The sequence below is a fragment of the Pseudomonas sp. P7759 genome (assembly GCF_013386445.1).
In the GTDB taxonomy this organism is placed as follows: domain Bacteria; phylum Pseudomonadota; class Gammaproteobacteria; order Pseudomonadales; family Pseudomonadaceae; genus Aquipseudomonas; species Aquipseudomonas azotoformans_A.
Map to the genome: position 1 here is coordinate 108,165 of NZ_JACART010000007.1, position 26,914 is coordinate 135,078.

36 protein-coding genes are annotated in these 26,914 nt (G+C 58.8%); 30 read left to right on the forward strand and 6 right to left on the reverse strand.

The annotated features are described in order from the left end of the window. Positions 1 to 46: 46 nt before the first annotated feature. From HX823_RS09275 to HX823_RS09300, 6 genes are all read right to left on the reverse strand, one after another. Positions 47 to 325: a hypothetical protein gene (locus HX823_RS09275; protein ID WP_177074716.1), complete on the reverse strand. Its 279-nt coding sequence runs from the start codon at positions 323 to 325 to the stop codon at positions 47 to 49. Positions 326 to 334: 9 nt separating this feature from the next. Then, positions 335 to 478 carry a hypothetical protein gene (locus HX823_RS09280; RefSeq protein WP_177074656.1) on the reverse strand — a complete coding sequence of 48 codons (144 nt, stop codon included), beginning with the start codon at positions 476 to 478 and terminating at the stop codon, positions 335 to 337. A 333-nt stretch (positions 479 to 811) separates the two neighbouring features. Continuing rightward, a complete protein-coding gene (locus tag HX823_RS09285) occupies positions 812 to 1,024 on the reverse strand; it encodes a hypothetical protein (RefSeq protein WP_150292418.1) in 213 nt (70 codons plus the stop codon). Then, positions 1,021 to 1,254, reverse strand: a complete 234-nt coding sequence (locus HX823_RS09290; RefSeq protein WP_256350063.1) for a hypothetical protein — start codon at positions 1,252 to 1,254, stop codon at positions 1,021 to 1,023. Before HX823_RS09290 ends, HX823_RS09285 begins: the two co-directional genes overlap by 4 nt. Before the next feature lie 308 nt (positions 1,255 to 1,562). Then, positions 1,563 to 1,865, reverse strand: coding sequence for a hypothetical protein (locus HX823_RS09295; RefSeq protein ID WP_177074718.1), 303 nt, complete (start codon positions 1,863 to 1,865; stop codon positions 1,563 to 1,565). 683 nt (positions 1,866 to 2,548) lie between these two features. Then, a complete protein-coding gene (locus tag HX823_RS09300; RefSeq protein WP_177074719.1) occupies positions 2,549 to 3,307 on the reverse strand; it encodes a LexA family transcriptional regulator in 759 nt (252 codons plus the stop codon). Between the two features lie 115 nt (positions 3,308 to 3,422). Between HX823_RS09300 and HX823_RS09305 the strand changes: the two genes are divergently transcribed. The 30 genes from HX823_RS09305 (at position 3,423) to terL (ending at position 26,913) form a co-directional block, all read left to right on the forward strand. After that, complete coding sequence (locus HX823_RS09305; RefSeq protein WP_177074720.1) at positions 3,423 to 3,629, forward strand: Cro/CI family transcriptional regulator; 207 nt, start codon at positions 3,423 to 3,425, stop codon at positions 3,627 to 3,629. A 2-nt stretch (positions 3,630 to 3,631) separates the two neighbouring features. Further along, the gene (locus HX823_RS09310) at positions 3,632 to 3,940 is read left to right on the forward strand and encodes a CII family transcriptional regulator (protein ID WP_177074721.1); all 309 of its coding nucleotides are present in this window, start codon (positions 3,632 to 3,634) and stop codon (positions 3,938 to 3,940) included. Positions 3,941 to 3,942: 2 nt separating this feature from the next. Next, positions 3,943 to 4,884 (forward strand): DnaT-like ssDNA-binding domain-containing protein, encoded by a 942-nt coding sequence (locus HX823_RS09315; protein ID WP_177074722.1) that lies wholly within the window; start codon positions 3,943 to 3,945, stop codon positions 4,882 to 4,884. After that, entirely contained in the window at positions 4,811 to 5,530 is a 720-nt protein-coding gene (locus tag HX823_RS09320; RefSeq protein ID WP_177074723.1) for a replication protein P, read from the forward strand. Before HX823_RS09315 ends, HX823_RS09320 begins: the two co-directional genes overlap by 74 nt. Continuing rightward, entirely contained in the window at positions 5,523 to 5,966 is a 444-nt protein-coding gene (locus HX823_RS09325) for a RusA family crossover junction endodeoxyribonuclease (protein ID WP_177074724.1), read from the forward strand. Before HX823_RS09320 ends, HX823_RS09325 begins: the two co-directional genes overlap by 8 nt. Before the next feature lie 360 nt (positions 5,967 to 6,326). Then, positions 6,327 to 6,587, forward strand: a complete 261-nt coding sequence (locus HX823_RS09330) for a hypothetical protein (protein WP_177074725.1) — start codon at positions 6,327 to 6,329, stop codon at positions 6,585 to 6,587. 10 nt (positions 6,588 to 6,597) lie between these two features. Further along, on the forward strand, positions 6,598 to 6,720 hold the full coding sequence (locus tag HX823_RS31945; protein ID WP_256350064.1) for a hypothetical protein: 123 nt from the start codon (positions 6,598 to 6,600) through the stop codon (positions 6,718 to 6,720). Between the two features lie 278 nt (positions 6,721 to 6,998). Next, complete coding sequence (locus HX823_RS09335) at positions 6,999 to 7,250, forward strand: holin (RefSeq protein ID WP_177074726.1); 252 nt, start codon at positions 6,999 to 7,001, stop codon at positions 7,248 to 7,250. Next, positions 7,247 to 7,717, forward strand: a complete 471-nt coding sequence (locus HX823_RS09340) for a lysozyme (RefSeq protein WP_177074727.1) — start codon at positions 7,247 to 7,249, stop codon at positions 7,715 to 7,717. The genes HX823_RS09335 and HX823_RS09340 overlap by 4 nt, the downstream gene beginning before the upstream one ends. Beyond that, entirely contained in the window at positions 7,699 to 7,941 is a 243-nt protein-coding gene (locus HX823_RS09345) for a hypothetical protein (protein WP_371317948.1), read from the forward strand. The genes HX823_RS09340 and HX823_RS09345 overlap by 19 nt, the downstream gene beginning before the upstream one ends. A gap of 26 nt (positions 7,942 to 7,967) precedes the next feature. Further along, on the forward strand, positions 7,968 to 8,489 hold the full coding sequence (locus HX823_RS09350) for a DUF2829 domain-containing protein (RefSeq protein ID WP_218169683.1): 522 nt from the start codon (positions 7,968 to 7,970) through the stop codon (positions 8,487 to 8,489). A 2-nt stretch (positions 8,490 to 8,491) separates the two neighbouring features. Continuing rightward, the gene (locus HX823_RS09355; RefSeq protein WP_177074728.1) at positions 8,492 to 8,944 is read left to right on the forward strand and encodes a lysis system i-spanin subunit Rz; all 453 of its coding nucleotides are present in this window, start codon (positions 8,492 to 8,494) and stop codon (positions 8,942 to 8,944) included. A 77-nt stretch (positions 8,945 to 9,021) separates the two neighbouring features. After that, positions 9,022 to 9,225, forward strand: coding sequence for a hypothetical protein (locus tag HX823_RS09360; protein ID WP_177074729.1), 204 nt, complete (start codon positions 9,022 to 9,024; stop codon positions 9,223 to 9,225). 47 nt (positions 9,226 to 9,272) lie between these two features. Next, on the forward strand, positions 9,273 to 9,710 hold the full coding sequence (locus HX823_RS09365) for a hypothetical protein (protein ID WP_177074730.1): 438 nt from the start codon (positions 9,273 to 9,275) through the stop codon (positions 9,708 to 9,710). Between the two features lie 4 nt (positions 9,711 to 9,714). Next, a complete protein-coding gene (locus HX823_RS09370; protein WP_177074731.1) occupies positions 9,715 to 9,915 on the forward strand; it encodes a hypothetical protein in 201 nt (66 codons plus the stop codon). Then, a complete protein-coding gene (locus HX823_RS09375; RefSeq protein WP_177074732.1) occupies positions 9,912 to 11,507 on the forward strand; it encodes a portal protein in 1,596 nt (531 codons plus the stop codon). The genes HX823_RS09370 and HX823_RS09375 overlap by 4 nt, the downstream gene beginning before the upstream one ends. After that, positions 11,504 to 11,755 (forward strand): hypothetical protein, encoded by a 252-nt coding sequence (locus tag HX823_RS09380; RefSeq protein ID WP_218169684.1) that lies wholly within the window; start codon positions 11,504 to 11,506, stop codon positions 11,753 to 11,755. The genes HX823_RS09375 and HX823_RS09380 overlap by 4 nt, the downstream gene beginning before the upstream one ends. Continuing rightward, entirely contained in the window at positions 11,752 to 12,609 is an 858-nt protein-coding gene (locus tag HX823_RS09385) for a hypothetical protein (RefSeq protein ID WP_177074733.1), read from the forward strand. The genes HX823_RS09380 and HX823_RS09385 overlap by 4 nt, the downstream gene beginning before the upstream one ends. A gap of 198 nt (positions 12,610 to 12,807) precedes the next feature. After that, positions 12,808 to 13,674, forward strand: a complete 867-nt coding sequence (locus tag HX823_RS09390) for a phage capsid protein (RefSeq protein WP_177074734.1) — start codon at positions 12,808 to 12,810, stop codon at positions 13,672 to 13,674. A 45-nt stretch (positions 13,675 to 13,719) separates the two neighbouring features. Beyond that, positions 13,720 to 14,181, forward strand: coding sequence for a hypothetical protein (locus HX823_RS09395; RefSeq protein WP_177074735.1), 462 nt, complete (start codon positions 13,720 to 13,722; stop codon positions 14,179 to 14,181). Positions 14,182 to 14,254: 73 nt separating this feature from the next. Continuing rightward, positions 14,255 to 14,836, forward strand: a complete 582-nt coding sequence (locus tag HX823_RS09400) for a hypothetical protein (protein WP_218169686.1) — start codon at positions 14,255 to 14,257, stop codon at positions 14,834 to 14,836. Further along, entirely contained in the window at positions 14,836 to 16,986 is a 2,151-nt protein-coding gene (locus HX823_RS09405) for a hypothetical protein (protein WP_177074736.1), read from the forward strand. The genes HX823_RS09400 and HX823_RS09405 overlap by 1 nt, the downstream gene beginning before the upstream one ends. A gap of 8 nt (positions 16,987 to 16,994) precedes the next feature. Continuing rightward, on the forward strand, positions 16,995 to 17,444 hold the full coding sequence (locus HX823_RS09410) for a GNAT family N-acetyltransferase (RefSeq protein WP_177074737.1): 450 nt from the start codon (positions 16,995 to 16,997) through the stop codon (positions 17,442 to 17,444). After that, positions 17,444 to 18,004: a hypothetical protein gene (locus HX823_RS09415; RefSeq protein ID WP_256350066.1), complete on the forward strand. Its 561-nt coding sequence runs from the start codon at positions 17,444 to 17,446 to the stop codon at positions 18,002 to 18,004. The genes HX823_RS09410 and HX823_RS09415 overlap by 1 nt, the downstream gene beginning before the upstream one ends. Continuing rightward, entirely contained in the window at positions 18,004 to 20,010 is a 2,007-nt protein-coding gene (locus HX823_RS09420; protein ID WP_177074738.1) for a hypothetical protein, read from the forward strand. Before HX823_RS09415 ends, HX823_RS09420 begins: the two co-directional genes overlap by 1 nt. Beyond that, on the forward strand, positions 20,010 to 21,923 hold the full coding sequence (locus HX823_RS09425) for a hypothetical protein (RefSeq protein ID WP_177074739.1): 1,914 nt from the start codon (positions 20,010 to 20,012) through the stop codon (positions 21,921 to 21,923). The genes HX823_RS09420 and HX823_RS09425 overlap by 1 nt, the downstream gene beginning before the upstream one ends. Before the next feature lies 1 nt (position 21,924). After that, entirely contained in the window at positions 21,925 to 22,449 is a 525-nt protein-coding gene (locus HX823_RS09430) for a hypothetical protein (protein ID WP_177074740.1), read from the forward strand. 60 nt (positions 22,450 to 22,509) lie between these two features. Then, positions 22,510 to 24,963 carry a hypothetical protein gene (locus HX823_RS09435; protein ID WP_177074741.1) on the forward strand — a complete coding sequence of 818 codons (2,454 nt, stop codon included), beginning with the start codon at positions 22,510 to 22,512 and terminating at the stop codon, positions 24,961 to 24,963. Continuing rightward, positions 24,963 to 25,301: a hypothetical protein gene (locus HX823_RS09440; RefSeq protein WP_177074742.1), complete on the forward strand. Its 339-nt coding sequence runs from the start codon at positions 24,963 to 24,965 to the stop codon at positions 25,299 to 25,301. Before HX823_RS09435 ends, HX823_RS09440 begins: the two co-directional genes overlap by 1 nt. Beyond that, positions 25,291 to 26,913 (forward strand): phage terminase large subunit, encoded by a 1,623-nt coding sequence (terL, locus tag HX823_RS09445; protein ID WP_177074743.1) that lies wholly within the window; start codon positions 25,291 to 25,293, stop codon positions 26,911 to 26,913. Before HX823_RS09440 ends, terL begins: the two co-directional genes overlap by 11 nt. Position 26,914 lies beyond the last annotated feature (1 nt).

Genomic DNA, 26,914 nt, shown 5'->3' on the forward strand with positions numbered 1-26,914 from the left:
CTTGCCGCGACGTGCGCAGCATTGAGGGGTTTTAGGGGGAGGCGGGTTAAGCGGTTGCTTTGGCGATGGCCGACTGGATCAGGGCCCAGGCGTGTTCTGGGATCTTGCCGTCATCGTTTTCGAGGTTTAGCAGTGCCGCCAGAAGATCCGGCGATGCGGCGATCAGATTGGCGTTGGCCTTGGATTGTTCTCCGAAAAGCCATCGTCCGCCGGCCTCGTCGACGTGACTGATACATGCGATAACCAGGCACAGATCATCGGCTGGCGAGATATCAGTAGGTGAATCGGGGTCGACGACCCAGGGCCCAGGCGTGTGCTTATTCATGATGAACACCTATTGAGTGATCAGGCCGCCGATTGCGGGGCCCAAGAGAACGATGGTGAGGAAGGTCAGGCCAACGATGGCCGAGGTCCAGCGGATGGCGCGCCGCCGGTCACGCTGGCGGGTGGTCATGGCTGGGTTCTCGCTTCGAGCCATTGACGCTTGGTGCATACCACCCAGGAATGTGAAAGCGACTTGTGGTGCTCGCGCCAGGAAACGTTTTTGCGCCACCATTTGTTTTTGGTGCCGACGAAACGGGCGCAGCTAGGGTACTGGTCAGGCCAAACTTGAATGTGCTCAGCGCACCAGCGTATGAACTGTCGGGCACGCTCGCTGGGTGCCGGGTCATGTACATAGCTCATGCAAACCTCGCAACCAACATGCCCCGGCGAACTTCAATGCGCAGTGGGCGGGGTAGATCGGTGACCAGAAAAAAGCCCTGCAGGTGCAGGGCGTCTCTGAGTTCGTTCACTGTTCGGCAAATGATCGTCATGCATCCCGTCCTTGCCGGCGCTCGTAAACACGGTGCAGGCGTTCGGTGTAGTAGGCATCCTCGGTGGCGTCGATCACGCCAAGGGTGCGGAAGATGAGCAAAGCGGTGTTGGCCGAGGCCTTGACCGCGACGGCGCTGCATTCGGGATCGATCACGCGAGCGATAAACCCTTCAAGCATGCCGACGGCTAGTTCGTGTTGGCTGCTCATGCTGCCCACCGTTGCCGGCGCTTGAAGGCGTCGATCTCATGCCACAGCGCCTGTTCAATCTGCTTGCGGTAGTAATGCGCCAGGGACGCAAAAGACCATTCCCGGCTGCAACTCATGCGCACGCCGTCATCGTCATAGGTGACGGCAGACACAATCTTGAATTCCAGCTCCCGTTCGCCCTGGGCATCCCAGTCGCTGTTCCAACTGCCAGGGCAGGGTGGTTCATTCAAGCAATGGGTCACCTCCACCTGGAGGACAACCCCCTCAACAACTATTTCGTGTTCCATGGTCGCCTCCAGAGTGGCGTTATTCGGGGTTACGTTCAGGCTTGATGATGTCGTCACCACCAAGGGCCCAGCCCAATGACCAGCAGCGCTCGCATGGCTCTGGATGGGCATAACATCCGCACTGGGATGCCTCTTCCTCAGTCCAGCCAACCTCCTTTTCGACTTCTTCTACGGTTCGCATGGTGACCTCCAGTGTCTGGGGTTGATTACATCCGTCTGCCCACTCGGTGGAATGGGCAGAGGTGATGCGGTCAGATAATTGCTGTCAGTGTCTTGGAGCCGTCGCCATGCTCGGTGGTGATCATCATTGGTGCTGGCCGGCCACTGCGGCGAATGAGTTCAAACGCCTGTGCAAAGCGAGGGTTTGGCTTGTCGTTGCCGTCCGGAAGAATCGTGCTGCACACCAATGCCGAGCAGTCCTGACCTTCTGGCCCTTCGCCGTCATGATCAATGGCAAAGCTCGCCACCATGGCAATGCCGTGTTCGCGGCATACAGCGATGATCTGTTGCATGAGCGGGCTGATTTGGTTGTCGTAGATCTGTTCTTTATTCATGGTCTTGCTCCCGGTTGTTTTCCCAATGCACCCGTCGCCAGGTGCATCAGTGAAAGGTTCCGGTGTTGCTGGCCGCTGTTACACGCCACCTGCGGACTGGGCGATTACTTGTTCGGGAGCTCTGAGAGCTCAACAGGTCGCCACGCCCATGCAGGACTGCAACCTCTCCAGTCTTGGCGCTTTACGCTTCGCGCCTTGGGTGGAGGCCCCCCATCTGGTCTGTTCAGGCCGGACCATTGCTGCCTGTGGTCTTGCGGTGTGACTAAAGAGCGTTGGCTTTCGCCGTGTTGCTTTGATGGATTAAAAATAGCACTGCTTATAAATTGTGTAAATAGCACTGCTACTAAAAAATAGCGCAGGCGAAAAAAAACCCACCAATCGGTGGGCTTTTTAATTATCGAATATTGGTCAGCGGGTCATGCGAACCCAGTCAGATATGCGCTTTATGGTGTAGTCGTAAGCAAATGAAAAGAGCAGGCCGACAAGAGTAATTGCGAATCCCCAGGGAACAGCCGGATATCGACGCGACCCGTACCCGAGAGTTAGCGCGCCAGCCCAAGTATTGAATGAAGGTGAGTAGCCGGACGCTACTGAAAACATTCCGTAGGCTGAAACGAGCACGCCGACCACCACAACCAAGAAGCCAATGCGCTTGATCGGACTGTTAAGGGTGTGCGTACGAGTCAAGAGCGAACCTTCCCAGGCGGGAAGATTCCGCCAACATAGTGAATCTGCTCAACCTCTTCAATTGGAATGGTTCGGCGATCCCCGTATGCCGTGTTCACAGACATAACGCTTACCTCCCTGGAGTTTTCGTAAAGCAATTCCTTGACCATGGACTCACCAGATACGAGACGTAGCATCACGTATTCGCCGGGAATCAGCTGATGGTTTGGTTCGCACAAAGCAATCCAGCCGTTTCTGATCGCTGGGGCCATCGAATCGCCCTTGAGGCGCATTGCGTAGGCATCCGGGTCGCGGCAGGGCACATCAATGTAGCCGTCTCCTTCGTCAATCGCGCTCCAATATCCGTCTGGTCCCAATTGCGCAGTCCCTATGATCTTAACTGGCCTGAACATTGCCAGCATTTGCGGGCCTGGCTCTGCATTATCGCTAGAGTCATCGTGACCAAGAACCCAGGCAACATGAGTCGGGTCAGACTCAACCGACTTAACCTGGGCAGCGATCCGCGGGCTTACTTCTTCCAGTTCAAAACCAAGCACGCGGGAGAGCTTAAGTAGCGCCGTAACGTTCAGCGGTACTCGGCCGCTCGCGTATTGGCTGAAAGCGCTTTGGCCGGACCAGCCGCACAGTGAGGCAACATCTTCTTGAGTCAGCTTTTCGCCCACACCCTTAAGCAGCGCTTTGCGCCGCTCATAGATGGATTTGAGCCTGGCAGCGTCCGCCAGCTCTTCTTGTGTCAATTCACGCCTATTTTTCATGCGCGAGACTGTAGGTCCGGAGCCGGATCCCGAGCAAACAGCAGGAGTGGTTTTATCTTGCGTTGATTTAGTAGCAAAGCTACTATTTGAGCGAACCGATAGGAGCTCACTTCTCATGAACCGTTATTCCTTGACTGAATATCTCGAAACGCAAGGGACGCAGAAGTCCCTTGCAGATGCTCTTGGCGTCCAGCAAAGCGCCATTTCTCAGATGTTTAGGTCCGGCCGGAACATCGAAATTACCGTCCACGATGACGGCAAAATCGAAGCGAATGAAATTCGCCCCGTTCCTGCCCGGCCGCGCAATCAGTCGGCGGCTTGACCATGTCGACGAGCCCATTGAACCAAGAGCAGATCGCAAGGGCCCGCAGGAACTATGTGGTGCTCATGCAGGCGCTTGCATCTGTCGGCAACGCGCCCGTCGCGCTTGCAGTTGGTTGCGACGAAGCAACGATCAGCCGCATGAAGCCTGAGAAGTTCGAGCAGTTCTGCCAAATCCTGGCGGTGCTCGATCTGAAAGTTGTGCCCAAGGCTATGCAGTGCTTCGACAAGCGCGACATTGAGACTCTTCTGCACCAGGCCAAGCGGTACATGGATCTGATCCAGAACGTCGACCAGTTGCAGGAGGAATAGCCGTGACTACCAGGCCAGAACCTCCTATTTCCGCCGATGTTGATCTACGCGGCATGCCGTTTATGCCCCTGGACGTCAACAGGTTGCGTGACAGTGACCTCGCAATTGAGGCAACTGGAGAAGAGTTTCGCGCCGCCGTGATGCTTTGGTGTGCGTCTTGGAACCAAATTCCAGCCGGCTCCCTACCAAATTCTGACTCAGCTCTTGCTGCTTATGCTGGATTTGGTCGTGATCTTAAGGGGTGGAAGAAGGTAAAGGCCGGCGCCCTTCGTGGCTTTATCGAGTGCTCTGATGATCGCTTGTACCACTCAGTAGTGACCGAAAAGGCGATGGATGCATGGGCTGAGCGAGTGGAGTACCGAGAGGTCAAGGACAACGAAAAGGCCCGTAAACAAAGGGAAAGAGACGACCGCAAGCGCATGTTCGAAGACTTGCGCCTGGCCGGAATCGTCCTTCCTTGGAATGTCCCAACCTCCGAACTCCGGTCACAGCACCAGGCCATACCACCAGCAGTTGGCGATGTGACAAGTCACGCACCTGTCACGGTGACAGGTCACGCACCTGACACGGCTAAGACAGGGACAGGGACAGGGACAGGGACAGGGATTAAAGATCAAGAACACACACATACCGCGCACACGAAATTCTCGCTTCACGACGCCTGGGAACCCGACCCAATCACGTTCACCGCCGTCCTGTTCCGCAACGGCATGGCAAACCAAACCTTCGAAGCCGACCAGCTTCTTGAATTCCGCTCGTACTGGATCAGCAGGCCCGACGACCTGAAAACCCAGGCCCAGTGGGAGCACGCGCTCGCCCAGCAACTGAAACGCCAAGCCCACACCCAGCAAGCCAACGGGGGAATACCCAATGAAACCGGTAGACGAACTGCTCCAAGCCGCACGCGCAACGCTCACGACATCCTCACAGACCCCGACTGGTGAGCTGGCAGCCGAGAACGTAACCCAGCTGGATCAGGGCGCACGCAGTGCAGTACGCCGGGTGTTCACCACGCTGAAAATCTCGTTCCCGGCCTGGTACGAAAAGCACTACGGCGACAAGCGCGCAGAAACCCTGGCCCGCCGCGTGTGGATGCTGGCCATCCAGGAACTGGGAGACGACGCCGTAGACCGTGGCCTGCAGCGCATGGTGCTGGAGTGCAAGTTCCCACCATCGCCAAGCGATTTCATGGAACTGTGCAAGCGCGTTGATGACCTGCCGTGCATCCAGCAGGCATGGGACGAAGCTCTGCGCGGTATCTACACGCACAAGGCCGTCAAGGTCGCCGCCGAGGCAACCTGCACGTTCGATCTGCGTTCGGCCAACCACAGCGACAAGCCCCTGTTCCAGCGCTTTGAACGCAACTACGCCATCGTCATGCGCCGCGCACAGACCGGCCAGCCGCTGGAAGGGCGAATCGCCAAGGGCCTGAGCCACGACAGCATGCGACCGCGTGAGCAGGTGCAACTGGAGCACTCCCGCCAGGAAGCCGACCGCATCGTCGACACCCTCGAAATACCCAAAGACCCCAAGGCTTGCCGCGCCATGCTGCTGGCACAGCTCAAGATTCGGAGAGACGACCATGTCTGACCTCAAGCCCGTGTCGTTCTTCGTGCCCGGCGAGGCCATCGGCAAAGGCCGGCCACGCGTATCCACCATCGGTGGGCATGCACGCATGTTCACGCCCAAGAAAACCGCCAACTACGAAACCCTAATCGCCATGGCAGCACAGCAGGCCATGGACGGCCGCGAGCTGATCGCCGGCCCCGTGATGATGGAATTGGCCATTCGCGTAGCCGTAGCCGCGTCCTGGTCCAAGAAGAAATCCGCCGCCGCGCTCGCCGGCGATGTCATGCCAACCAAGAAGCCCGACGCCGACAACGTGCTCAAGGCGATCTGTGACGGCATCAACGGCATCGTGTTCAAGGATGACGTCCAGGTGGTCAACGTGTCGCTGAGCAAGCGTTTCAGCGCAACGCCAGGCGTAACCGTGCGAGTTGTGCCACTGGTGGGGGACTGCTCATGAACGGCCTGTTGATCGTCGCTGCTGCTGCACTTGGAACCCTGGTCATGCTGGGGGTGAATCTTTACCTGCGCACCGGGGGGTTGGTATGCCTGTGAAACCGTTGCTCAAGTGGTCCTGCCGCGAGCTGAACGACGGTTGGGTAATGATCGGCGTGGATGTGGATCTGTCAGGGCCTGACGAGCCTGAGAGCCTGTTGTGGCTTCGTAGGGCGGTGCATCCGTTTCAGTTCGATGAGGCCGATAGTCCGGTTATGGAATTCACGGCGGTTATAACCGAAATGGATAACCAGATACGGAAAGGGTGCGGGGTGGGTGCGACAACTCACTCTGCCTCGCGCGCGTGCGCGTTTGGGGCCTAATCATGCTCGCCCTGGTCGAACAGCGCGTGGATTGGTTCACGGTGATCACCGGGCTTTCGCGTGCGGGCTACTCACCGCAGTCGGTGGCTGATGCCATTGCTGTGCCGCGCAGCACGCTGCTGGGCTGGAAACAGGGCGCCGAACCTCGCTACACCGAGGGGGAGCGCCTTGTGTTGTTCTGGTCCCAGGTCACAGGCCGGGACCGTAAATCACTGCCCATGGTCGCCGTTGGTGACTGGTGGGCTTATCACTCCAAGGCTTGAGGGCTGAACCATGAAACTTGAATTTGAAGCCTGGGCGACCGCTCAGCACCTGAACACCGAGACGTTCAACGGTCACTACGTCAGCAAGATCACCCAGGGTTTCTGGGAGTGCTGGCAGGCGGCGCGGTCGTGAGCGTCCGTTTCATCTGTCACCGCTGCCACAACGCATACAGAGCGTGGCAGATGCTTGGCCCCATGTGCCCACACTGCGTCCGTGAAGTTTCTGAGGCTACGAGGCAGGAAGAGACCAAGACCGCGCTCGCCGATGACCTGGTACGGGCCACCACGCCAAATAGTCGGGATTCCGACACCTGACCCCGACGACTCTTACGGTCATCGATGCCCAGCCACCGTGCTGGGCTTTTTTTTGACCCTGGAGGCGACATGAAGCATCCAGTCAGGAGTAACAGCATGGCCAACCCTGCGCCGGAGAGCATCGTTGAGGTAGTCGGCGCATCAGTTGCCAGCAAGGGCATGATCACCGGCGGGGCCGTTGGCTTCGTTGGTTGGTTGTCCCAGGTGAACTGGATAGGCATGGCTGGTGTGGCAGTTGCCGTGCTGGGCCTGGTGATCAGCACCTATTTCCAGATCCGCAAGGATCGACGTGAGCACGCCGAGAGCATCGAACGCATCAAGGCCCTGCGCGAGCAGTGCCGGTTATGAGCCCGCTCAAGCAGCGAATCCTCGCCGCATCACTCACCGGCGCCGCGGGCATGGCCGGTGTGCTGGTGACCCACTTCGAAGGCCGCAACCTGGTCGCTTACCTTGATCCTGTTGGGATTCCCACGATCTGCGAAGGCGTGACCCGTGGTGTGCGCCTGGGTCAGACCAAGACGCCAGCACAGTGTGACGCGCTGTTGCAGCAAGAACTCACCATCGCAATGGCTGGCGTTGACCGCAATGTCACCAAGCCTCAGCCCGAGACCCGCCGCGCCGCCCTGGCATCGTTCGTTTACAACGTCGGTGAACCCCAGTTCAAGGCATCCACACTATTGCGCAAGCTCAATGCCGGTGACGCGCCTGGCGCCTGTGCCGAGCTGAGCCGCTGGGTCTACGCCAAGGGCCAGAAGCTGCAAGGCCTGGTCAATCGCCGCGCTGCTGAGCGTGAGTTGTGCGAGGCGGGGTTGTGAGCCGCAAGCAGCCTTACACCCCATGCAAGCTTTACGTCGACGGCGCCGATGGCATCCAGGTCGGCGACTACATCACCACCGCCGCAGGATCTGCGTACCTGGTGCAGACGCTCCGCGTGAGTCGTACCAAGCCAGAGCGCAAGCACATGCAGTGCCTGCGCTGGCCACTCGCTGATATTCCGGGCGATGCGCGGTGCTTCACGCTTACTTGGTACGCACGATGAATTCCCCCACACCAGAGGCAATACCCATGACTGGCAGCACAGCGAAGCGCTTCATCGGCACCAAAATCATCTTGGCCCTGGCCATGACTCGACTTGCCTACAACGAGTATCGCGGCTGGTCTCTGCCCGCCGACGAGAACGGCGCCGATGACGGCTACCTGGTCGAGTACACCGATGGTGGTTCGCCGAACCACCCGGACCACGCCGGTTACATCAGTTGGTCGCCCAAGGCGCAGCTCGACAACGCCTATCGCTCGACTAGCGGCATGAGCTTCGGCCTTGCCATTGAGGCGCTGAAGTTGGGCAAGCGCGTCTCGCGTTCCGGCTGGAATGGCAAAGGCATGTGGCTGGTGCTGGTGCCTGGTACGCCGGCTGCACAGTTGCGCGAGGGTTCGCCGTACCACGCCGCGCTGGGCTTGTCTGAGTGCGAAATCCTGCCACACATCGACATGTGGACGATCAATGCCGAAGGTCGACGCGCCATGCTGCCTGGCTGGCTGGCCTCCCAGTCCGACATGCTTGCCGATGACTGGCAGTTGGTGGAGTGACCATGGGCGCCGTGGCTCGCTATCTCGTTGCAGGGCTTGCCATGGCGCTGGTGCTGGCGCTCTGGCGCCTGGATCACATCAGCACACGCCTGGACACCGCAACGGAGCGTGTAGGCGTGCTGGAGGCTGCCAACGCATCACGCAAGGCCACACAGAAGCTGTTGACCCAGCTCGACACCGACAACACGAAGGTACTCACCGATGCACAAGCCCAGAACAAGGCCCTACTTGCTCGCGTTGGCACTGGCACTCAGCGGCTGTCAGTCCCAGCCCGTTGCCCCGTCGTGCGAGCCAGCACAGGCCCCGGCCGCGTGGATGATGCAGAAACGCGAGCCGAACTTGACCCAGCGGCTGGTCAACGAATTGTCGCCATCGCCAACGACGGTGACGAAGCCATCATTGCCCTGAACGGCCTGATTGATTGGGTCAACACCGCCTGCCTCCCTCGCAAATAGTCGGGAACCCGACAGCCTGCCCATCTGATCCTTGGCCCTCATTCAGTTGATTCCCCATCAGCAAGAGGGCAACACCCATGCCAGTAGCAAGCCTGCGCAATGTCAGTACTGACGACTTCAACCAAGCAACCCAACTCACTGACGCCATGGCGCGCCTGATCACCGCGCTGCCAGGTTCGAACAGTGCCGAGGTGCAGGCAGGCGTCAACAGTCTGCTGGTGGACATGGCGGCTTACGCCAAGGAACTGATCAAAACCGAACTTCCGACCACGTCCGAGTAACCCCATCGCCCGGCCTCGCGCCGGGCTTTGCACATCAGGAGAAAGTCATGCCAGCCCCAGACCTTACCCCGCAGACCCCAGGCGATCCGCTCGCCAACGCCATCAGCACCGCCACTGCCAGCACCGGCAACCCGAGTGCCAACGAGCAGGCCACCGCCAACGCCCAGGCACCAGCCGTTCCAGACTTCACCGCCAAGCACAACGGCGGTGGTCGCTGGGTCGTGATCGATGCCAACGCCCCACAGGTGGACGGCAAAGACGTGAAGATCGGTGACTTCACCGGCACCAAGGACGAAGCGCTGGCCGAAGCCGTGCGCTTGAGCGAAGGCGGCGAGCCTCTGGTGCTGGACCCCAAACGCGAGAACGAGTCGAAGCCAGCCGTCACCGCCACTGCCAGCACCGACACCATCGACGCAACCACGCTCAAACAGGCGGTCATGACGCCTGAGGGTTGGTTGTGCCCTGAGCCAGTAGCCAAGGGGTAACGACATGGGAAGCAAACCTAAGGCGCCAAAGGTGGTTGAGCCGCCAGATCCAGCCATCGAGGCCCAAAAGGCAGCGGACGCCGCAGCCGTCAAGGCCAACGAAGAAACCGCCACCCGCAAGAAGCGCAAGGCGGAAAGCAGCCTGCTTTCATCCGGCGCCCAGGGCAGCGTCCTATCTCAAGGTAAGAGCACCCTCGGACAATGAACGCATCCCAGATCGCCAAAACGTTGAGCACCTTGAAGTCGCTGCGCTCGCCGCATGAGTCGGTCTGGCGCGATTGCTTCGACCACAGCTACCCGATTCGGGGTAGCGGCTTTTGCACTGAGCAGATCACGGCCATGGAAGCGCAGATGCGCAAGGCCAGGATGATCGACGGCACCACCACGGACGCTGCACGGATTCTGTCGTCCGGCATCATGTCGGGCCTCACCCCGGCCAACTCGCTGTGGTTCGGCATGGACGTGGGCCAGGAAAGCGAGGACGAACGCCGTTGGCTGGATGATTCAGCGGACATCCTCTGGCAGAACATCCACGCATCCAACTTCGACGCGGCCGCATTTGAGGGGCTTATCGACGTTGTTTGCGCTGGGTGGTTTGCCCTGTACATCGATCAGGACATGGAGAAGGGCGGCTTCACCTTCGATCTTTGGCCCATTGCGAGCGTGTACGCGTCCGCATCCAAGGCCGGCGGCAAGATCGACACCGTGTACAGGGAGTACAAGCTCACCGCCGAGCAGGCCGTAAACGAATTCGGCGAAGAGAACCTCAGCGACAACACTCGCAAGCTGGCCAAGGACAAACCACAGGAAATGGTTCGGTTCGTTCACGCCATCTACCCGCGCACCACGCACATGGTCGGCGCGCGCCTGGCCAAGAACATGCCCATCGCGTCGTGTAAGGTCGAGGTGGAGGCGCAACGCCTGGTCAGCGAGTCGGGCTACCACGAAATGCCGGTGGTTGTTCCGCGCTGGATGATGATCCCCGACAGCGTTTACGCCGTGGGCCCGGTGTTCGACGCGCTGCCGGACTCCCGCACCCTGAACGAACTGTGCCGCATGGACCTGGCAGCCGGTGACCTGGCCATCGCTGGTATGTGGATTGCCGAGGACGACGGTGTGCTGAACCCGCGCACCGTCAAGGTCGGCCCGCGCAAGATCATCGTGGCCAACTCAGTGGACAGCATGAAGCCCCTGCAAAGCGGCTCGAACTTCCAGTACGCCGAAACCAAGATCGCGCGCCTGCAGGGCTCTATCCGCAAGATCCTGATGGCCGACCAGCTCCAGGCCCAGGACGGCCCGGCGATGACTGCCACCGAGGTTCATGTGCGCGTGAACCTGATTCGTCAGCTGCTGGGCCCCGTGTATGGCCGGCTGCAAACCGAGTACCTGCAACCCATGATTGAGCGGTGCTTCGGTATCGCCTACCGCGCCGGCATCTTGGGCCAGGCCCCGGAATCGTTGGCGGGCCGCAACTTCACCGTGCGTTACCTGTCGCCACTGGCTCGCTCGCAGAAGCTGGAAGAGGTCACCGCCATTGACCAGTTCGTGGCCGGTGCTGCCGCCCTCGCTCAGGTTGACCCGACGATCATGGACAACATTGACCTGGACGAGGCCCAGCGCTTCAAGGGTGAAGCCTTGGGCGTTCCGTCGGCAGTCATCCGCAGTAAGGCCGACCGCGACAAGCTGCGCCAGGACCGCGCCGAAGCGCAGCAGCAAGCCCAGGAGCAGGCGCAACAGCAGCTCATGCAGCAACAGGCTGGTGAAGCCGCAATGAAACAACAGGGGGCCGCAGCGTGACCATGACACCCGAACAGATCGACGCGATGTTCAAGCGCGTATTCGAGGAACACCACGAAGGCGCCATGTGCTTTGAGCTGTTGGTTCAGCGCTTCGCCAAGAACGCCTGCACCATCGGCGGTATCGACGCCATCCTCACCACGTACAAGCAAGCCGGGGCCCGTGAGGTCCTGGACCACGTTGCACTCCGCATCAACCGCGCCAATGGCGTGCAAGAAGACCCCAACGATCAAGAGGATCCACAATGAACTGGTTTATCCATGGCCGTATGGGCCACTTCTACATGGCCGAGACCACCGAGGGTGAGCCGGGATCGGTTGCCACTCCACCGGTAACTGCTCCAGCAGCGCCGCCAGCCGGATCTGTACTGGCCGCCGGCGCCGATACCACCGACTACATCCCTGAGAAGTACCGCGTCAACAAGGAAGACGGCTCGCTTGACCTGGACCAATCCAGCCGCAAGCTGGCCGAGTCCTACAAGCACCTCGAAACCCGCCTGGGTTCCGGTGACGTTCCGCCCAAGACTGCCGATGAATACACGGTCAAGCTGGAAGGCGTCGAGGGTTTCGACTGGAACGAGTTCAAGGCCGACCCTGATACGCAGTCGTTCTTGAAGGGGGCGCACGCCAAGGGCCTGACCAATGATCAGGTCGAGTACGTCATTGGCGAGTACATGAAAGCGGCCCCAAATCTCGTTGGCGGTGCTGCCGTGCTTGACCGTGACGAATGCATTGCAACCCTCAAGGACGCCTGGGGTGGTGAGCAGGCCATGGCTGGCAACCTTCGATCTTCTTACCGGGCCGCCGAGGCTTTTGCCAGCGAGCCAGGCAAGCCGGGGAACCTGGAAGTTCTCATGAATAAGTATGGGAAGGACCCTGACTTCATTGCATTCGCCGCCAACATCGGCAAGGAACTCAAGGAAGACAGCGCCATCAACGGCGGCGCCCAGGTCAGCGAGGCAGACTTTGCAGTCAAGACAGCCGAGTTGCGCCAGCAGTTGCAGACGCTGCCCGCGCACGATCCGAAGCGCAAAGGCATTCAGGCGCAGCTGGACGACCTCTACAACAGCAAGTACAGCAAGCAACAATCCCGGCTTGGCTGATCCCCGCGTCAAATAGTCGGGAAACCGACACCCCTCATGCACAAACATCGCAGGCATCCCAGCAATGGGCCGGCCTGCGATGGCACGCAGACACCCGGAAAGCCCCGAGGCGCAGCAAAGCCGATGCACGCCAGGTAATACCGGCCCGCGATGCGGATACCCGGCAGGCAATCCCTTATCTGCATTGGAGTGCACCGCATGTCTCAGCAAATCACCGAAGCGTTTGTTCAGCAGTTCGCGGATAACTTCCGCCACGTTGCCCAGCAAATGCAGTCTCGTTTCGAGCCGCACGTAACCATCGAGCCAAACATCGTTGGTATGTCGAAGTCGATCAACCGCCTGGGCCAACGTACTGCCCAGCGCCGCACCCAGCGCCACGCTGACACCCCGATCAACGATCAACCACACAGCACGCGCTTTGTGGACCTGTTCGACTGGGACGACGGCGACATGATCGACGATCAAGACAAGATCCGTATGTTGGTTGATCCAACCTCGGATTACGTCAAGGCAATGGTCAGTTCGTTGAACCGCGCCAAGGATGACGTGGTTATTGCATCCATGGGCGGCAACTCCCGCGCTACCACCGGCAACATCATCCTGCCGAATACGCAGAAGATCGTTGTTGGTGGTACTGGCTTGACCAAGGCCAAGATCATCCAGGCCCGCAAGCTGTTCCGTCGCAACGAAGCGGACAACCACAACGGTGAAGAACTTTTCATCACCTACACCGCTGCAGCTGCGGCCGACATCCTGGCCGATTCCACGCTTACCAGCGCCGACTACATGGCCGGTAAGTTCCTTCAGGAAGGCGACGTAGAAGGCAAATGGATGGGCTTCACCTGGATTCCATCCGAGCGCACCCCGTACGACGGCAGCACCCGCCGCCTGTACGCCTGGGCTAAGTCGGGCGTCACTCTCGGCAAGGGTGCCGACATCACCACCAAGGTTGGTGAGGATCCAGGCAAGGGCTTCAACGTCCGCGTGTACGCCAAGATGTCCATCGGTTCTGTCCGGGTCGAGGAAGAAAAGGTGGTTGAGATCGCAGTAACTGAGGCCGCGTAAGCGGCTTCGGCTTCACCCCCTTTTCCGGCTTAGGAGTTTCAAACCATGGCAATCGTAAACGCTTCCGTCTCGGCCGCCCGCGCGGCCCTCCCGCAGCAGTTGGTTAAGCCCAACCTGCAAGGCGCTGACATTCAGATACTGGTCAGTACCTTCACCGTTCCCGCTGGCGGTACTGCCATCGGCGACAAGATCAGCTGGGGCCTGTTGCCGTTCGGCTCTCGCCTGATGCCCGGCACCAAGCTGTATTTCGGCGCCGGTGCTGCGTCCTCCACCCTCAACCTGGGCGATGTTGTGTCCCAGGCTCGCTACCTGGCTGCAACTTCGGTTGCTGCTGCTGGTAACGCAGTAGCCGAAGCCCAGTTCGCTGCCGGCGCGCTGTTCGAAGTGACCGTAGCTCAGCAAGGCCTGGCGACCGATCAAAGCGAACTGCTCTCCACCGTGGCTGGTGCAGCGCTGCAAGCCGGTCAAGTCATCACCCTGGTAGCGCAGTACGCCGGCCAGAACTGATTCACGGGCCGCCAAGGAAGGCAAACAACTTACCGGGGCCCTGTGCCCCGGTCTTTTTATCTGGAGGTTTTGAATGAGCATGGCAACCGGCGTTTCAATCTGCTCCAACGCCCTGTTGATGCTGGGAGCCCAGACCATCAACGATTTCAACCAGTCGGTAGACCGGGCGAAGCTGGCGGCCAACCTGTACCCGACGATCCGCGACGACCTGCTGCGCACCCATCCGTGGAACTGCACTATCAAGCGCGTGCTGTTGGCGCCTGACGCGACACCGCCAGCATTCGGCTACACCAACCAGTTCGAACTGCCGGCCGACTTCCTGCGCGTGCTGGAGGTTGGGCAGGCTGGAATCCAGATCGATTACCTGGTTGAGGGCCGCAGCATCCTTGCCGATGCCATGTCTGTCGAGTTGCGCTATGTGTACCTGAACGAGGTAGAGAACACCTGGGACGCTAGCCTGGTGGGACTACTCACCGTAGCCATGGCTTGTGCGATGGCTTACCCGATCACCCAGTCATCCGCCCTACAGGCTGCTTTCGAGCAGAAACTGGCCATGGCCAAGAAGATCGCCCGCGCCGTTGATGGCCAAGAAGATCCCCCGCAGACCCTGGGCGATGAACGCCTATTCGCGGCTCGCTTTGGGGCGCACGGATAATGGCTCGCCTGACGATCAATCAAACCAACTTCACCGCCGGCGAGCTTTCGCCGCGCATGCTTGGCCGTGTCGATATCGCCCGTTACCAGAACGGCGCCGAGATTATCCAGAACGCCTGGCCCCTGGTGCACGGTGGCTGTACTCGACGCGACGGCACCCTGTACGCCGCAACCACCAAGTTTCCCGCAAAGCGTTCACGCCTGATCCCGTACGTGTTCAACAAGTCCCAGTCTTACATGTGCGAGTTCGGCGATCTTTACGTGCGGATCTTCTACCCGAACGGCGCGTACACCGGTATCGAGCTTGTAAGCCCGTACACCGAGGCAATGCTCAGCACGATTGACTACGTGCAGGGCGCCGACACCATGTTCATCTTCAATACGGCAGTGCCGATTTTTCGGCTACGTCGAATTACAGATTCGCAGTGGAGTCTGGCTGCTGCTCCTTTCGTGACAAAGCCATTCGACGAAAAGGGCGTAAGCGTCACTACATCAGCAACCATCAGCGATGTAACGGTGGGGGTTGGGCGCGTTTTCACATCATCAGTTGCTTCTTTCTTGCCCGCAGACATTGGCAGGGAGATCTGGTCGGGGGGCGGTATTGCAAAGATTACCTCGGCGGTAAGCCCTTCAGTGGTGAACGTTCAGGTAATCACCCAGTTTCCAATAACGCCCATGGCTTCATGGTCGATCAAAGGGTCACCACAAGCGAACCTCACCCCAAGTGCGGCAGGCGCAGTGGGGGCGACCATTAGCCTTACGCTTGGTGCCGCCGGATGGCGCGGCGACGAGGTGGGTAAGTTTGTAAAGATCAACGGCGGGCTAGTTGAGATAACCATTTACACCAGTAACACGGTGATAACCGGCATCGTCCGCAGCGCGCTTAGCTCTGCCGTGGCATCGCCTGCCAATGCGTGGTCGCTTGAATCATCCGTATGGAACGACATCGACGGCTACCCATCTACCGGCACCCTGCACGAACAGCGCTTGGCCACTGCCGGATCCCCAAACTACCCGCAGACCATATGGGAGTCACGCACCGGCGAGTACCTGAATTTTGAGCTTGGCACCAAGGATGACGACGCCATGTCATTCACCGTATCGAGTGACCAAATCAACCCGATCACCCACATGGCCCAGATCAAGGCCCTTATTGCGTTGACCTACGGCGGCGAGTTCAGCCTCACCGGCGGCGTCGAAAAGCCAATAACCCCAACCAATATCCAGGTGAAGAACCAATCGGTGTACGGCTGCAACAACGTCAAGCCTGTGCGGATCGGTAACGAGCTGTATTTCATGCAGCGCTCAGGCCGCAAGCTGCGCGCCATGGCCTACAAGTACGATTCGGACGCCTACGGTGCGCCTGATATGTCGGTGCTGTCTGAGCACGCCACAGAGACCGGCATTATTGATATGGCCTACCAGCAAGAGCCGGAATCAGTCCTGTTCCTGGTGCGTGCTGATGGGGTGATCGCGACCCTCACCGTCGACCGTGACCAGGACGTGGTTGGTTGGGCTCGCCAGATCACCGACGGTCAGTTTGAGTCGGTCGCCTCGATCCCTACGGCAACCGGTGAGCAGATGTGGGTCATCGTGAGCCGCACCGTCAACGGTGTTCAAACCAGGTACGTCGAGCGCTTCACGTCGGGCATACGGGTTGATTGCGGGATATCCGCCGTCAGCGGCCCAGGCGCTGCCACCTGGAGCGGCCTTGCCCATCTGGAAGGGAAGGCGGTGGATATCGTCGCCGATGGCGTGGTGATGCAGCAGCAGATTGTCACCGGCGGACAAGTCACCATTCCGCGCAATGCCTTCGCCGTGCAGATCGGCCTGCCATTCAAAACCCAGATCAAGACCCTCACCCCAGAAGTTCAGGGCAACACCGGCAGCGCCCAGGGTAACAGCATGCGTATCGCCGAGATCACGCTGCGCTTTCTTCAGACAACTGGCTGCGAGATCAACGGCCAGCCTGTGGCATTCCGCAACCTGGGCTCGCAGGCCCTGGACAAGCCGCCCGTTCTGTTCACCGGCGATCACCGCATGGAAAACCTTGGATGGGATCGCGGCCAGGCTTCCCTGGTCATCGAGCAAAACCAGCCGCTGCCATTCCACCTGCTGTGCGTCATTAAAAAAATGTCTTTCAACGACTGAGGCCCACCATGATCAGAGCCGCGAAACACTCCGATGTACCCCGGCTGATCGAGCTGGGCACCATGCTGCACGACATCAGCAGCTATTCCGCCCTGGCGTTCTCGCCCGAAAAGTCGGCGGCCTTCCTGCATGAGTTGATCAACGGGCACAACGGCGTCGTGTTCGTAGCTGAAATCAATGGGGAGATAGTTGGCGGCATGGCTGGCGGCATCGTTGACCAATGGTTCAGCGAAGAAACCATCGCCTATGACTACTCAGTATTCATCGAACCTTCACGCCGTAGCGGGTTCACCGCGCGCCGTTTGATCCTGGCGTTTGTCGAGTGGGCCCGCATCCGTGGCGCCCGCCATGTGCAGCTTGGCATTGGCACGAAGCTCAACGTCGAAGGCACGTCGAAGCTGTATCAATCACTGGGGTTCGAAGTGTTCGCGCCCCTCTTTCAAATGGAGTTCAAATAATGGCCGCCGGCGCTGCGTTTATGGCTGCATATGGTGGATACATCGCTGCCGGCGCTGCTGTCGCGGGTACGGCGTATTCTGTTTATTCATCGCAACAGGCTGGCAAGCAAGCCCAGCTCACGGCCGACTCCCAGGCCGAACAGTCCCAGAAGGACGCAGACGCAGCAGCAAGCGCCGCCACGGTGCAGGCCGACCGCATCCGTCGCCTTGCCCGCAACCAGGCCAGTGAGGCCAACGCTGCACTGGCAGGATCTGGCGTTGAGACCGGTGAAGGTTCCGCGATCAACATCAACGAGGAAATCATCGGTAATGCCGAGGAAGACGCGGTGTTGACCATCTTCAACGGGCAAAACCAGAAGGCTCGCGGCTATGCGGACTCCAGCAACATGCGACTCGCTGGCACACAGGCCAGGTCCACCGCAAATGCTCAGTCGGTAAGCTCGGTGATGCAGGGTGGTGCCCAAATCTATTCGGGGTGGAAGGCATCGGCCGCTGGGCGAAATATGCAGGGCCAAGATCAGGGGCTTAATACCAACGCGGCATGGGTGAGGAACTCCTAATGGCTCAGATACCACTTGGCCCAGGCACCCGCGTACAGACTGAGGTTGCGCAGAATCGGGTTATCGCTCCGGATACTCGCGCCCAAGATCGAGCCAACCAGCAGATTGCCGGAACGCTGCAAAACGTCGGTTTCGGCATCATTGATCAGCGCAACAGGGAGGATCAGGCGCTAGCCCGGGTGAAGGCCAGCAACTCACTTATCGATCGTGAATCGCAGATCAAGACCATTGCCACGGACCTGGACGAGCAGATTCGTGTGGGGAAACTTTCCTACGACAAAGCCCCCGAAGCCTACAACGCTGCTGTGGCCAAGCTCGATCCCATCGACACGCCCGGGCTTGATGCTGCCCAACAGGGCGAGATTGGCAATTCGCTTAAGCGCATCCAGCTGGGCGGCCTGGCCAACATCGAGGCGTCAGCGGCCAAGGGCAGGATCCTTTCCGCCCAGAGCGACCTATCGTCCCGCATGGATATGCTGGGCAAAGATGCTGCAATGCCTGGTGCTGATGTCGAGTTGATCAACAAGCGCATGGACGCCGAAGACGTGGACACCGCCGGCCACCTGGCATTTGGTGAGGCATGGGCCAGCAAGAAGCAGCAGTTCAAGGACAACAACTGGACTACGCACGCCACTCAGCGGGTTATCGAGTCGCGGGAAAGCATAAACAGTTTGAAGAAACTTGAACACGACCTCACCGCTGAAGACGGGTTCTACGCCCGCAAGTTGGATCCGGACAAGCGCAACCAACTGCTCAACACCGTCACCGGCCGAATCTTCCAAGTTGAGCAGCATCAGCAGCAGCAATCCATGATGCGCGAAATGAAGGGGGAGCGCGCTCTGGCGCAGATGGACAAACAAGCGTCGCTGGGCGTGCCGCCGACACCCGCCGACCAGCAGCGATGGAGGACCGCACTTCACGGCACATCCATGCAGGGCGAGTACGACACCAGAATTCAGCAGATGAATAAATCTCAGCAGCTTCTTCTGTTACCGGACGCCCAGCAGGAGCAGTACCTCACGCAGCTGAAAGCCAGCATGCAGCAAAATGGGGCAAGCGCAGCAGACGTTGAAAATTTAAATCGACTGGAATCAGCAAGAACTGAACGTAAAAAGCTACGCGACTCAGATCCGGTCACCTATAGCGCGATCACAAGTGGCGCACAAATCGAACCCATCAACATGGCAGGTATCGCCACCCCAGAAGGCCAGCAACAACTGCTAGCGCAACTGGGTGAGCGCTTCCTGCTCGCCGGCTCCGTTCGCCGAAAGGATGGTCCGACTGTCATGCCAAGTCCGTGGACCGAGGCTGAGCGGGGCATGATTCAAGCCGCCGCCAAGTCAATCGACGATAAAACCAAGATCCAGATATTCGGCGTAATCGGTGCGGCCACCCAGGACAAGGCCGAGTATTCGGCGGCGATTCAGCCATTCGTTGGTGATGACAAGCTCGCCGATACCGCCGGCCGTGCCGCGTTTCAAGGCTACAAGCTGCCGGACGGGTCGAGCCTGGCCCAGACAATCATGGAAGGCCGGAAAATTCTCGGCGACAAGTCAAAACCAATGCCTGGTGATGATCTGTTGCTTGCCGGATTCGACAAGGACGTTGGATTTTCCATGCCTGCAGGGTCAGACCAGCGCGACAGGGCGTTCCAGGCTTACCGGGCGTCGTACGCTGCGCTGTCTGAGCGCAAGGCTACGAAGTTCAATGGCGTCACCTTGGATTCTGAAATCTCCAAGCAAGCCATTCAGGCCGCTACTGGAGGTATCACGACCTGGGCTGGAAGCAAGGTGATAAAGCCATATGGCATGGCTGACCAGGATTTTTCCAAATCAGTCGGCGCGCAGATCGACGCAATGGCTGAACGCACGAAGCTTCCAACGGACCTCCTAAAAGGAATGCCGCTGATGGCGGCGCCACGTGTACCAGGGTTTTACTACCTCATGAACGGCAGTGAAGTACAGCGCGATCCTCAAACCGGTCAAGAACTTATGGTGAAACCCTAATGAGCTGGCTCGACGGATTTGATGATGCAAACGCTATCAACTTGGACAACCGTATCCAGCGCACCGACAAGTTGCCGGAGCCGGGGGTATGGCAAGGGTTTGGCAAGGGTTCTGGGGACTCGTTGTTACTTGGCGGAATCTCGCTCAGCAATTTTATGCAGGCGGCCGGCTCAAGCTCGATTGGGCAGGACCTTAGCGTTAGCAACCTGTATTTCCCTGATGGGGCAGACGAACAGATTCAGGCGCAACAGGATGTTCAGTCGGAGCTAAGCCAAGACACTGCTGAGGCGGCCAAGAGGCTGAGGCCAGATCCGCGAGCAGTTGGTGTTGCCGGCCAGATACTCAACAGCGCAGCGGAAATTCTACCGCGGACGGTTGCTGCAACAGTGCTTACCGGTCCTGCCGGCATTGTTGCTGGCCCTCTGGCCGCTGGCGCTCCATCTGGATATACCGCTACTCAGATCGCCAAGGCGGATGGTGTTGATGACGCCACGGCGACTGCTCACGGCCTTATCGAAGGTGTTGCAACCACGATCGGTGCGGGTCTGCCTGGTGCTCGATTCGTAAGTAATTTGGCAGGAGACGCTGCGATCGCCGTGGGCGCGAACGTTGGGATAGGAGTCGCTCAGCGCGCCGCGTCTGCTGAGCTATTAGACCGCAATGGTTACCACGCCCAGGCGGCTCAGTATCGAGCACTGGACGGAAAGTCGATGGTTGCAGATGCCGTTATGGGGGCTTTTTTCTTTGGGGCTGGGCGCGCTGGCGATATTAAGGGCGCCATGACTGGCCGTCCTCGGCCAACCCAAGAGCAGGTTGATGCGGCGATGGTACAGAAAGAGGTTGCCCACTTTGAAGACGGCGCGGCCCCAGGATCCCCGGTAGATCCGCAGAGTGCAAACATGCATCGCACTCAGCTCGCTCAGGCTATTAGCCAGCTTGGGCGCGGCGAGCCGGTCACGGTCATTGATGGGTTTAAAGGTGATTTTCTTCGCAGAGAAGCGGCAGCAGAGCCTGTTGCGCCAACGCATGCGGAGGCTATCGCAGTCGCTCGCCAAGAACTGGAACCGAAGCTGCGTATCGAGCTGGAGCAAGAAGCCGCCGGCATCCTGCCAAACGTCAAGGACGTGAAAACCGAACTCGGCACTATCAAGCAGTCGCTTGATGCACTGGACGATTCGTTCAAGGCGCGGGCCAAGGACTTCCAGCAGCAGGGGCAGACCCGCAAGCAGGCAGAGCAGTCAGCCCGGAAAGCCATCGAGGCCGAGCGCCTGGACCTGAGCGACCGTCAAACATCGCTTAATGAAGCCCTTGGCGGCAACCGCAGCGCCGAGCAAGCGCGTGCCGACCTGAGCGCCATGGATCGCGGGGAAGCGCCTCCCCGCCTTGAAGGCCGACTCAGCGCGAGGGCGAACCAAATTATTCAGGGGTTTGAGCGCACCAAGCTGGCCTCACAGGTCGAGCGAGCGAGAACGCCAGCGCAGACCATGGATTCGGATATCGACAGCATTCTTGAGGGGCTGGGTCACACTGTGCGAGCCAAAGACCTGTCACCTGATGGTGTTGAGGCGAGCGCACCGCCGTCATCGCGAGCGATTGCGAAAGATGTGGCGAAACCCACAGCGGCAGGAGCAGAACAAAAGAAAATCGAATCGCCCTCATCTAAAAGTGAAACCGAGGGGCAGCCCGGTGGAGAGCCGAGGCTTTCCCCTGAATCATCTGCTGAGCTGGATATGCTGCGTGATTCTGTCGCTCGTCGGCCTGACGCCGTGATAAATTCCGGCTTCGACGCTGACGGCAACCCTGCAAAGGTCCGTGCGGCGGATGCCCTGGCAGAGGTAGAGGCCGAGTATCAGTTGGGAGTAAAGGAGTCGCGCTCATTCATGGCGGCAATTACATGCATGTTGCGAGGGTGAGATGGCGAAAATTAATAAACGCAGGCTTTTTGTAGTCGTGCTACTTATTCTAATGGCCCCATCCCTGTGGATTGCCGCTGAAAGAACTATGGCGATTCTTGAAAGTGCAAAAAAAGAAAATACTGCGCTTCTAACAAAGCTTGCACTCGAAAGGCATGTGGCAAGCACTGGCATGAGTATGGATGCTTGGAGGCTCAAGCTAGAGGCCGACTGCAGGCGAGAAATGGATTTATATATCAGTGATGTAAAAGCTGGGAAGGCAGAGGTCGACTGGCTTTCAAACCCTCAGGAGGCGGCATCTCAGGGGTACGATTTATGCATTCGCGGAGGCTCATATTTAACTGAATTTCCAACTGCATTTGATAATACTGTGTTTGCAGCCAAGAAATACTCGATGCAGATTTTTGAAGTTATTCTGATCCTTATGGCGCCCGTTGCTGCCGCATGGTTCGCAGTATTTGCAATTCCTTTCGCAGTTCGCAGGCTTGTCGCATGGGTCACAACATCAGCGACAGATAATAAATAGTCGGGAAACCGTCTATCCCTCGCTAATAGGCTTGCCTCCATCCCCATTGGAGGCAAGCCCATGCGCCCCGAGTGCATCACCGAAGTCGAGCAGGCTATTGGCCGCCCCCTCAAGGCCGGCGAAGCCAAGGCCATCGAAGACAAAATCAGCTATCACGTTCGCGATCTCGCACGAACTGACCCTACCGCTTTCAACTCCATGACAGAGGCTCAGCGTCAGCTGCAAGCCGCACAGGCTGCAATGGCTGATCACCTCGCATCCGTTGAGAAACAGGCGCAGCGGAAGGGGCTCAACATTCTTGCCCAGACCCGCGAGCTTGCAAATCAAGAGTCCCGCGCGGCAACCCTGGGCGGAAAGCAGCCATATCACTCGGCGCTGTTCGAGCGCATGCGCCAGATCGATACCCGCATGAAGGGTGAATTCAACCGCGCATTCAGTTCGATAATGGACGTTATCGACGCAGCCTCTCCAAAGTTCTTGGGCTTCATCACAAACAAGGCCGCAGAGCGTGATTTTGTGCGCGAGGTGTTCGGTCAGTCCACGGGAAACCAGATCGCAGCCAAGGCCGCAAAGGTCTGGCGGGAACAAATGGATTCTATAAGCGCAAGGATGAATGCTGCCGGCGCCATGATTGGAAAGCTGGACTACGGCTGGCTCCCGCAACCGCACGATATGGCAAAGGTCCGCAAAGCCGGGCAGGAACTATGGGCGAATTTCGTGTTGGCGCGTCTCGACAGGCGCCGTTATCTCAATGAAGACGGCACTCAAATGGACGATGCCGGTGTCATGCAGTTTCTTTCAGCGGCCCATGAAACGCTAAAAACCGGCGGCCTAAACAAGATGACCCCAGGGGCATCTGGCGGATCGAGCCGGGGCGCAAAGTTTGATGAAGCGCATCGGCAAATCCACTTCAAGGATGCGGATTCCTATCTGGAGTACATGACCAGCTACGGCCCGACCTCTGTGTTTGAGGCGATGCAAAACTCCGTTCGCTCTCAGATCAAGGATACGGTCTTGATTGAGCAGTTTGGACCAAGCGCCGGCCAAACTTACCGGTTGCTTCTTGATTCCGCCGAGATCAAGGACGCAGGTCACGATGGTTGGTTCGCCGGTACTGAGTTCGGTGCCACCCCTGACATGGTATGGAGCGTTCTGAATGGAAATCTTGGCGTACCGGTTAACACTCGGGTTGCAGAGTTCAACCAGGGGCTACGCAACTTCATGGTAGCGGCCAAGCTACAGGCTACGCTTGTTTCTTCCATTGTGGGCGATCTCAGCTCGCTGGCCATCACGGCGGCCCATCATGGCATTCCAGTGGGCAAGACGCTTTTGAACACGCTTAAGAGCGTGTCTCCTGAGTACCGTGCAGACGCAGCCAAACTGGCCTTGGCGATGGACAGCATTACCAATGATCTGGTTTCCCTGCACGGCGATATGCTGGCGAATGGGTGGACCGGGAAACTCGCCAACGCAACGATGAAACTAACCCTTCTCCAGGGATGGACCACCGCGGTTCGGCGTTCTTTCTCGGTTGAGCTGATGTCCCGCATGGCAGCCGACACGCGTAAAGGGTGGGGAGAGGATCCAACGTTACAGGCGCGACTTGAGCGCTACGGCATAACGAAAGATGACTGGGAGGTATGGCAGGCAGCCAAGCCAGAGGATTGGCGCGGCCAGCAGATGCTGACACCTGAATCGGTTGCGGGACTGGCTGGATACAGTAGCAAGCAGAAGAACGACGCTATCGGCAAGTTGCTTGGGTACATTCAAGAAGAGTCAGAATTCACTTCGATCAACCCTGGACTTATGACGCGGTCCACGCTTCGTCATGGCATGCGTGCTGGTACATGGGGCAGCGAGGGCCTTCGGCACCTGACGCTGTTCAAATCCTTCGGTGTCGCCATGTTTGAGCGGCACTGGAAGCGAGCTATGCAAATTGAGTCAGGTAGCGGAAAGCTTGCTTACTCGGCGGCACTTTTCTCCGGGATGCTGTTATCTGGTGCCGTTACCAATCAGCTTATGGACATCATGAATGGGCGCGACCCCAGGGATATGGATGATGTTCGATTCTGGGGGCAGGCTCTAATGCGCGGCGGCGGCATCGGTATTCTTGGTGATCTTCTCAATACTGGCCTGGGCGGTGACAACCGTGGCGGACAGCCGAACCTTGTCGGGCTTGCGGGGCCGGTAATTGGTACTGCACTTGATGTCATGGGAACGGCTGGAAAACCTTTCTTCAATGCAGCCAATGGAAAAGAGACAGACCCGTCCGACATTGGCGCTAACCTACTCAGGATTGGTTATCAGAACACACCCTTGGTTCGTAGTTGGTATACGAAAGCCGCAATCGAGCATGCGCTTATTCAGGATCTGCAAGAGGTCCTATCTCCAGGATATTTGGGGCGCATGCAAAAGAGAGCTCTGCGCGATTTTGATCAAGAATTCTGGTGGGAGCCGGGCGAATCAACACCGTCACGGGCGCCGAACCTGGGCGCAGCTGTGGGAGCGAAATAATGCGCGACGATCAGATCACCCGCCTGCAAGCCTTGAGCGAACGCCTTGGCGAAGTTGTCATCACTGAGGTCGACCCGCACAACTGGCCGGGCGCCGAGAAGGTTCCGACCGAACTTACCCAGCAGGAACGCGGGGACCGTTATTGGTGCAAAAAGAACGCCGCCGCCACCATGACCCTACTGCTCAAGGTCGTGAACATCGCCGGCATCATGAACCGACAGAAGCCAGCCCCGGATGCTGGTCATGCTGTTGACGAACTGGACGGCGAACTTGCTGCCGCCGAGCGTGAGGCCCAGGCCATCATCGATCGGATGCAGAAGGCCGGGAATGTCCACTGACCCAGAGAAGAAAGTCAGCCTACTGGTTTTCTTCATGCTGTGGGCGCGGCGCATGCGATGGGATGTGCCGTTTATCCACGTGCAGGCGCTTATATGGCTGGAGGCTAAAGGGTCTCTGGCCGTTTTGCGTTGTTTCCGTGGCTTCGGTAAGTCGACGCTGCTGGCGATCTACAACGCCTGGCTTTACTACAAGGACCCGACCTATCGAATCCTGCACCAGTCCGAGTCGGACCCCACGGCTTACAAGACCAGCCGCGACACGCAAAACGTTATCCGTAATCACCCGCTGACCCGACACCTACTACCACCCAACCAGGGCACGGTTGAGCAGTGGTGGGTTGAAGGTGCTTCCGACTTCCGTAACGCCAGCATGTTTGCCAAGGGCATCCTGTCGAACGTCACGTCAGCCCGTGCGGACGAGTGCCAGAACGATGACGTTGAAGTGCCGCGCAACATCCAGACACCGGAGGCCAGAGAGAAGCTGCGCTACCGCCTGGGCGAACAGACGCACATCCTGGTGCCCGGTGGTAGCAAGCTCTATATCGGCACGCCGCATACCCACGATAGCCTGTACGACGAACTCGAAAGCATGGGGGCAGACTGCCTCACCATCCGCATGTTCGCCCAGGAACACCGGATAGAGGACGCCAAGCAGAACGCCTACGACGTGCCTTTTGTGCCCGAAGTGGTGTTCTCCGGTATCGGCAAGCACGCCCGCGTACTGGTGCTGGGCAAGGATTACCAGCAGACGAAAACTGGTATCGCCTTCTTCACGCCGCCCGGCACATTGGTTGACTGCTACGCCGGCAGCGCCTGGCCTGAACGCTTCGACATGGCGACGCTGGAGACTCGGCGCCGCGAGACCCGCACCATCAATGAATGGGACTCGCAGTATCAGCTCCACTCGAAACCCGTCACAGAGGTACGCCTAGACCCTGCACGCATCATCCCGTACGACGTTCAGCCGGTTATGCGCTACGCCAACAATGCGGCGGCCATGTACCTTGGCGCCACTCAGATCGTTGGCGCCATCGCTTATTGGGACTGCTCACTGGGTAAGATCAAGTCAGACGCCTCCGCGTTTTCGTTGATCCTGACGGACGCGCGCGGGCAGCTCTATTGGCACCTGGCTGTGGGGCTCACTGGGGAAATTGCCGAGTTCGATGAAAAGGGCAGGATCAATGGGGGGCAGGTCCATCAGATCCGCGAACTGGTGGTTCGGTACCAAATCCCGCGCGTGATCATCGAGACCAATGGGCCCGGCGGGTTTGCCCCCGCGATCCTCAAGCAGGCGCTAAAAGGCACGGGCTGCGGGGTAGGGGAAGAACATTCCAGCACCAACAAGCAAAAGCGCATCCTCGACGCCTTCGAATCGCCGCTGTCGGCTCGTTTCCTTTGGGCCCACGTCGATGTTCTAAAAATCATCTGGGATCAAATGCGCGACTTCAATCCAGCGCTGACCAACCAGGAAGACGACTACATCGATTCCGGCGCCGGCGGCATCGCCCAGACCCCGGTCCGCATTGGCCGAATAGTCGGGAAACCGACAGAGACCCGTCGTGACAATTGGCGTCCAGATGCGGGCACGCACGAAGTGCAGGTCGACTACTAGC

Bases quoted from the DNA above. Each gene is read 5' to 3' on its own strand.
- HX823_RS09305 (WP_177074720.1), top strand. From the start codon at position 3,423: ATGAACCGTTATTCCTTGACTGAATATCTCGAAACGCAAGGGACGCAG.
- HX823_RS09395 (WP_177074735.1), top strand. From the start codon at position 13,720: ATGGCAATCGTAAACGCTTCCGTCTCGGCCGCCCGCGCGGCCCTCCCG.
- HX823_RS09410 (WP_177074737.1), top strand. From the start codon at position 16,995: ATGATCAGAGCCGCGAAACACTCCGATGTACCCCGGCTGATCGAGCTG.
- HX823_RS09340 (WP_177074727.1), top strand. From the start codon at position 7,247: ATGAGCCCGCTCAAGCAGCGAATCCTCGCCGCATCACTCACCGGCGCC.
- HX823_RS09430 (WP_177074740.1), top strand. From the start codon at position 21,925: ATGGCGAAAATTAATAAACGCAGGCTTTTTGTAGTCGTGCTACTTATT.
- HX823_RS09440 (WP_177074742.1), top strand. From the start codon at position 24,963: ATGCGCGACGATCAGATCACCCGCCTGCAAGCCTTGAGCGAACGCCTT.
- HX823_RS09285 (WP_150292418.1), bottom strand. From the start codon at position 1,024: ATGAGCAGCCAACACGAACTAGCCGTCGGCATGCTTGAAGGGTTTATC.
- HX823_RS31945 (WP_256350064.1), top strand. From the start codon at position 6,598: ATGAAACTTGAATTTGAAGCCTGGGCGACCGCTCAGCACCTGAACACC.
- HX823_RS09425 (WP_177074739.1), top strand. From the start codon at position 20,010: ATGAGCTGGCTCGACGGATTTGATGATGCAAACGCTATCAACTTGGAC.
- HX823_RS09350 (WP_218169683.1), top strand. From the start codon at position 7,968: ATGACTGGCAGCACAGCGAAGCGCTTCATCGGCACCAAAATCATCTTG.
- HX823_RS09435 (WP_177074741.1), top strand. From the start codon at position 22,510: ATGCGCCCCGAGTGCATCACCGAAGTCGAGCAGGCTATTGGCCGCCCC.
- HX823_RS09375 (WP_177074732.1), top strand. From the start codon at position 9,912: ATGAACGCATCCCAGATCGCCAAAACGTTGAGCACCTTGAAGTCGCTG.
- HX823_RS09415 (WP_256350066.1), top strand. From the start codon at position 17,444: ATGGCCGCCGGCGCTGCGTTTATGGCTGCATATGGTGGATACATCGCT.
- HX823_RS09365 (WP_177074730.1), top strand. From the start codon at position 9,273: ATGCCAGCCCCAGACCTTACCCCGCAGACCCCAGGCGATCCGCTCGCC.
- HX823_RS09330 (WP_177074725.1), top strand. From the start codon at position 6,327: ATGCTCGCCCTGGTCGAACAGCGCGTGGATTGGTTCACGGTGATCACC.
- HX823_RS09370 (WP_177074731.1), top strand. From the start codon at position 9,715: ATGGGAAGCAAACCTAAGGCGCCAAAGGTGGTTGAGCCGCCAGATCCA.
- HX823_RS09275 (WP_177074716.1), bottom strand. From the start codon at position 325: ATGAATAAGCACACGCCTGGGCCCTGGGTCGTCGACCCCGATTCACCT.
- terL (WP_177074743.1), top strand. From the start codon at position 25,291: ATGTCCACTGACCCAGAGAAGAAAGTCAGCCTACTGGTTTTCTTCATG.
- HX823_RS09400 (WP_218169686.1), top strand. From the start codon at position 14,255: ATGAGCATGGCAACCGGCGTTTCAATCTGCTCCAACGCCCTGTTGATG.
- HX823_RS09405 (WP_177074736.1), top strand. From the start codon at position 14,836: ATGGCTCGCCTGACGATCAATCAAACCAACTTCACCGCCGGCGAGCTT.
- HX823_RS09360 (WP_177074729.1), top strand. From the start codon at position 9,022: ATGCCAGTAGCAAGCCTGCGCAATGTCAGTACTGACGACTTCAACCAA.
- HX823_RS09300 (WP_177074719.1), bottom strand. From the start codon at position 3,307: ATGAAAAATAGGCGTGAATTGACACAAGAAGAGCTGGCGGACGCTGCC.
- HX823_RS09280 (WP_177074656.1), bottom strand. From the start codon at position 478: ATGGCTCGAAGCGAGAACCCAGCCATGACCACCCGCCAGCGTGACCGG.
- HX823_RS09320 (WP_177074723.1), top strand. From the start codon at position 4,811: ATGAAACCGGTAGACGAACTGCTCCAAGCCGCACGCGCAACGCTCACG.
- HX823_RS09385 (WP_177074733.1), top strand. From the start codon at position 11,752: ATGAACTGGTTTATCCATGGCCGTATGGGCCACTTCTACATGGCCGAG.
- HX823_RS09420 (WP_177074738.1), top strand. From the start codon at position 18,004: ATGGCTCAGATACCACTTGGCCCAGGCACCCGCGTACAGACTGAGGTT.
- HX823_RS09335 (WP_177074726.1), top strand. From the start codon at position 6,999: ATGGCCAACCCTGCGCCGGAGAGCATCGTTGAGGTAGTCGGCGCATCA.
- HX823_RS09310 (WP_177074721.1), top strand. From the start codon at position 3,632: ATGTCGACGAGCCCATTGAACCAAGAGCAGATCGCAAGGGCCCGCAGG.
- HX823_RS09355 (WP_177074728.1), top strand. From the start codon at position 8,492: ATGGGCGCCGTGGCTCGCTATCTCGTTGCAGGGCTTGCCATGGCGCTG.
- HX823_RS09390 (WP_177074734.1), top strand. From the start codon at position 12,808: ATGTCTCAGCAAATCACCGAAGCGTTTGTTCAGCAGTTCGCGGATAAC.
- HX823_RS09325 (WP_177074724.1), top strand. From the start codon at position 5,523: ATGTCTGACCTCAAGCCCGTGTCGTTCTTCGTGCCCGGCGAGGCCATC.
- HX823_RS09295 (WP_177074718.1), bottom strand. From the start codon at position 1,865: ATGAATAAAGAACAGATCTACGACAACCAAATCAGCCCGCTCATGCAA.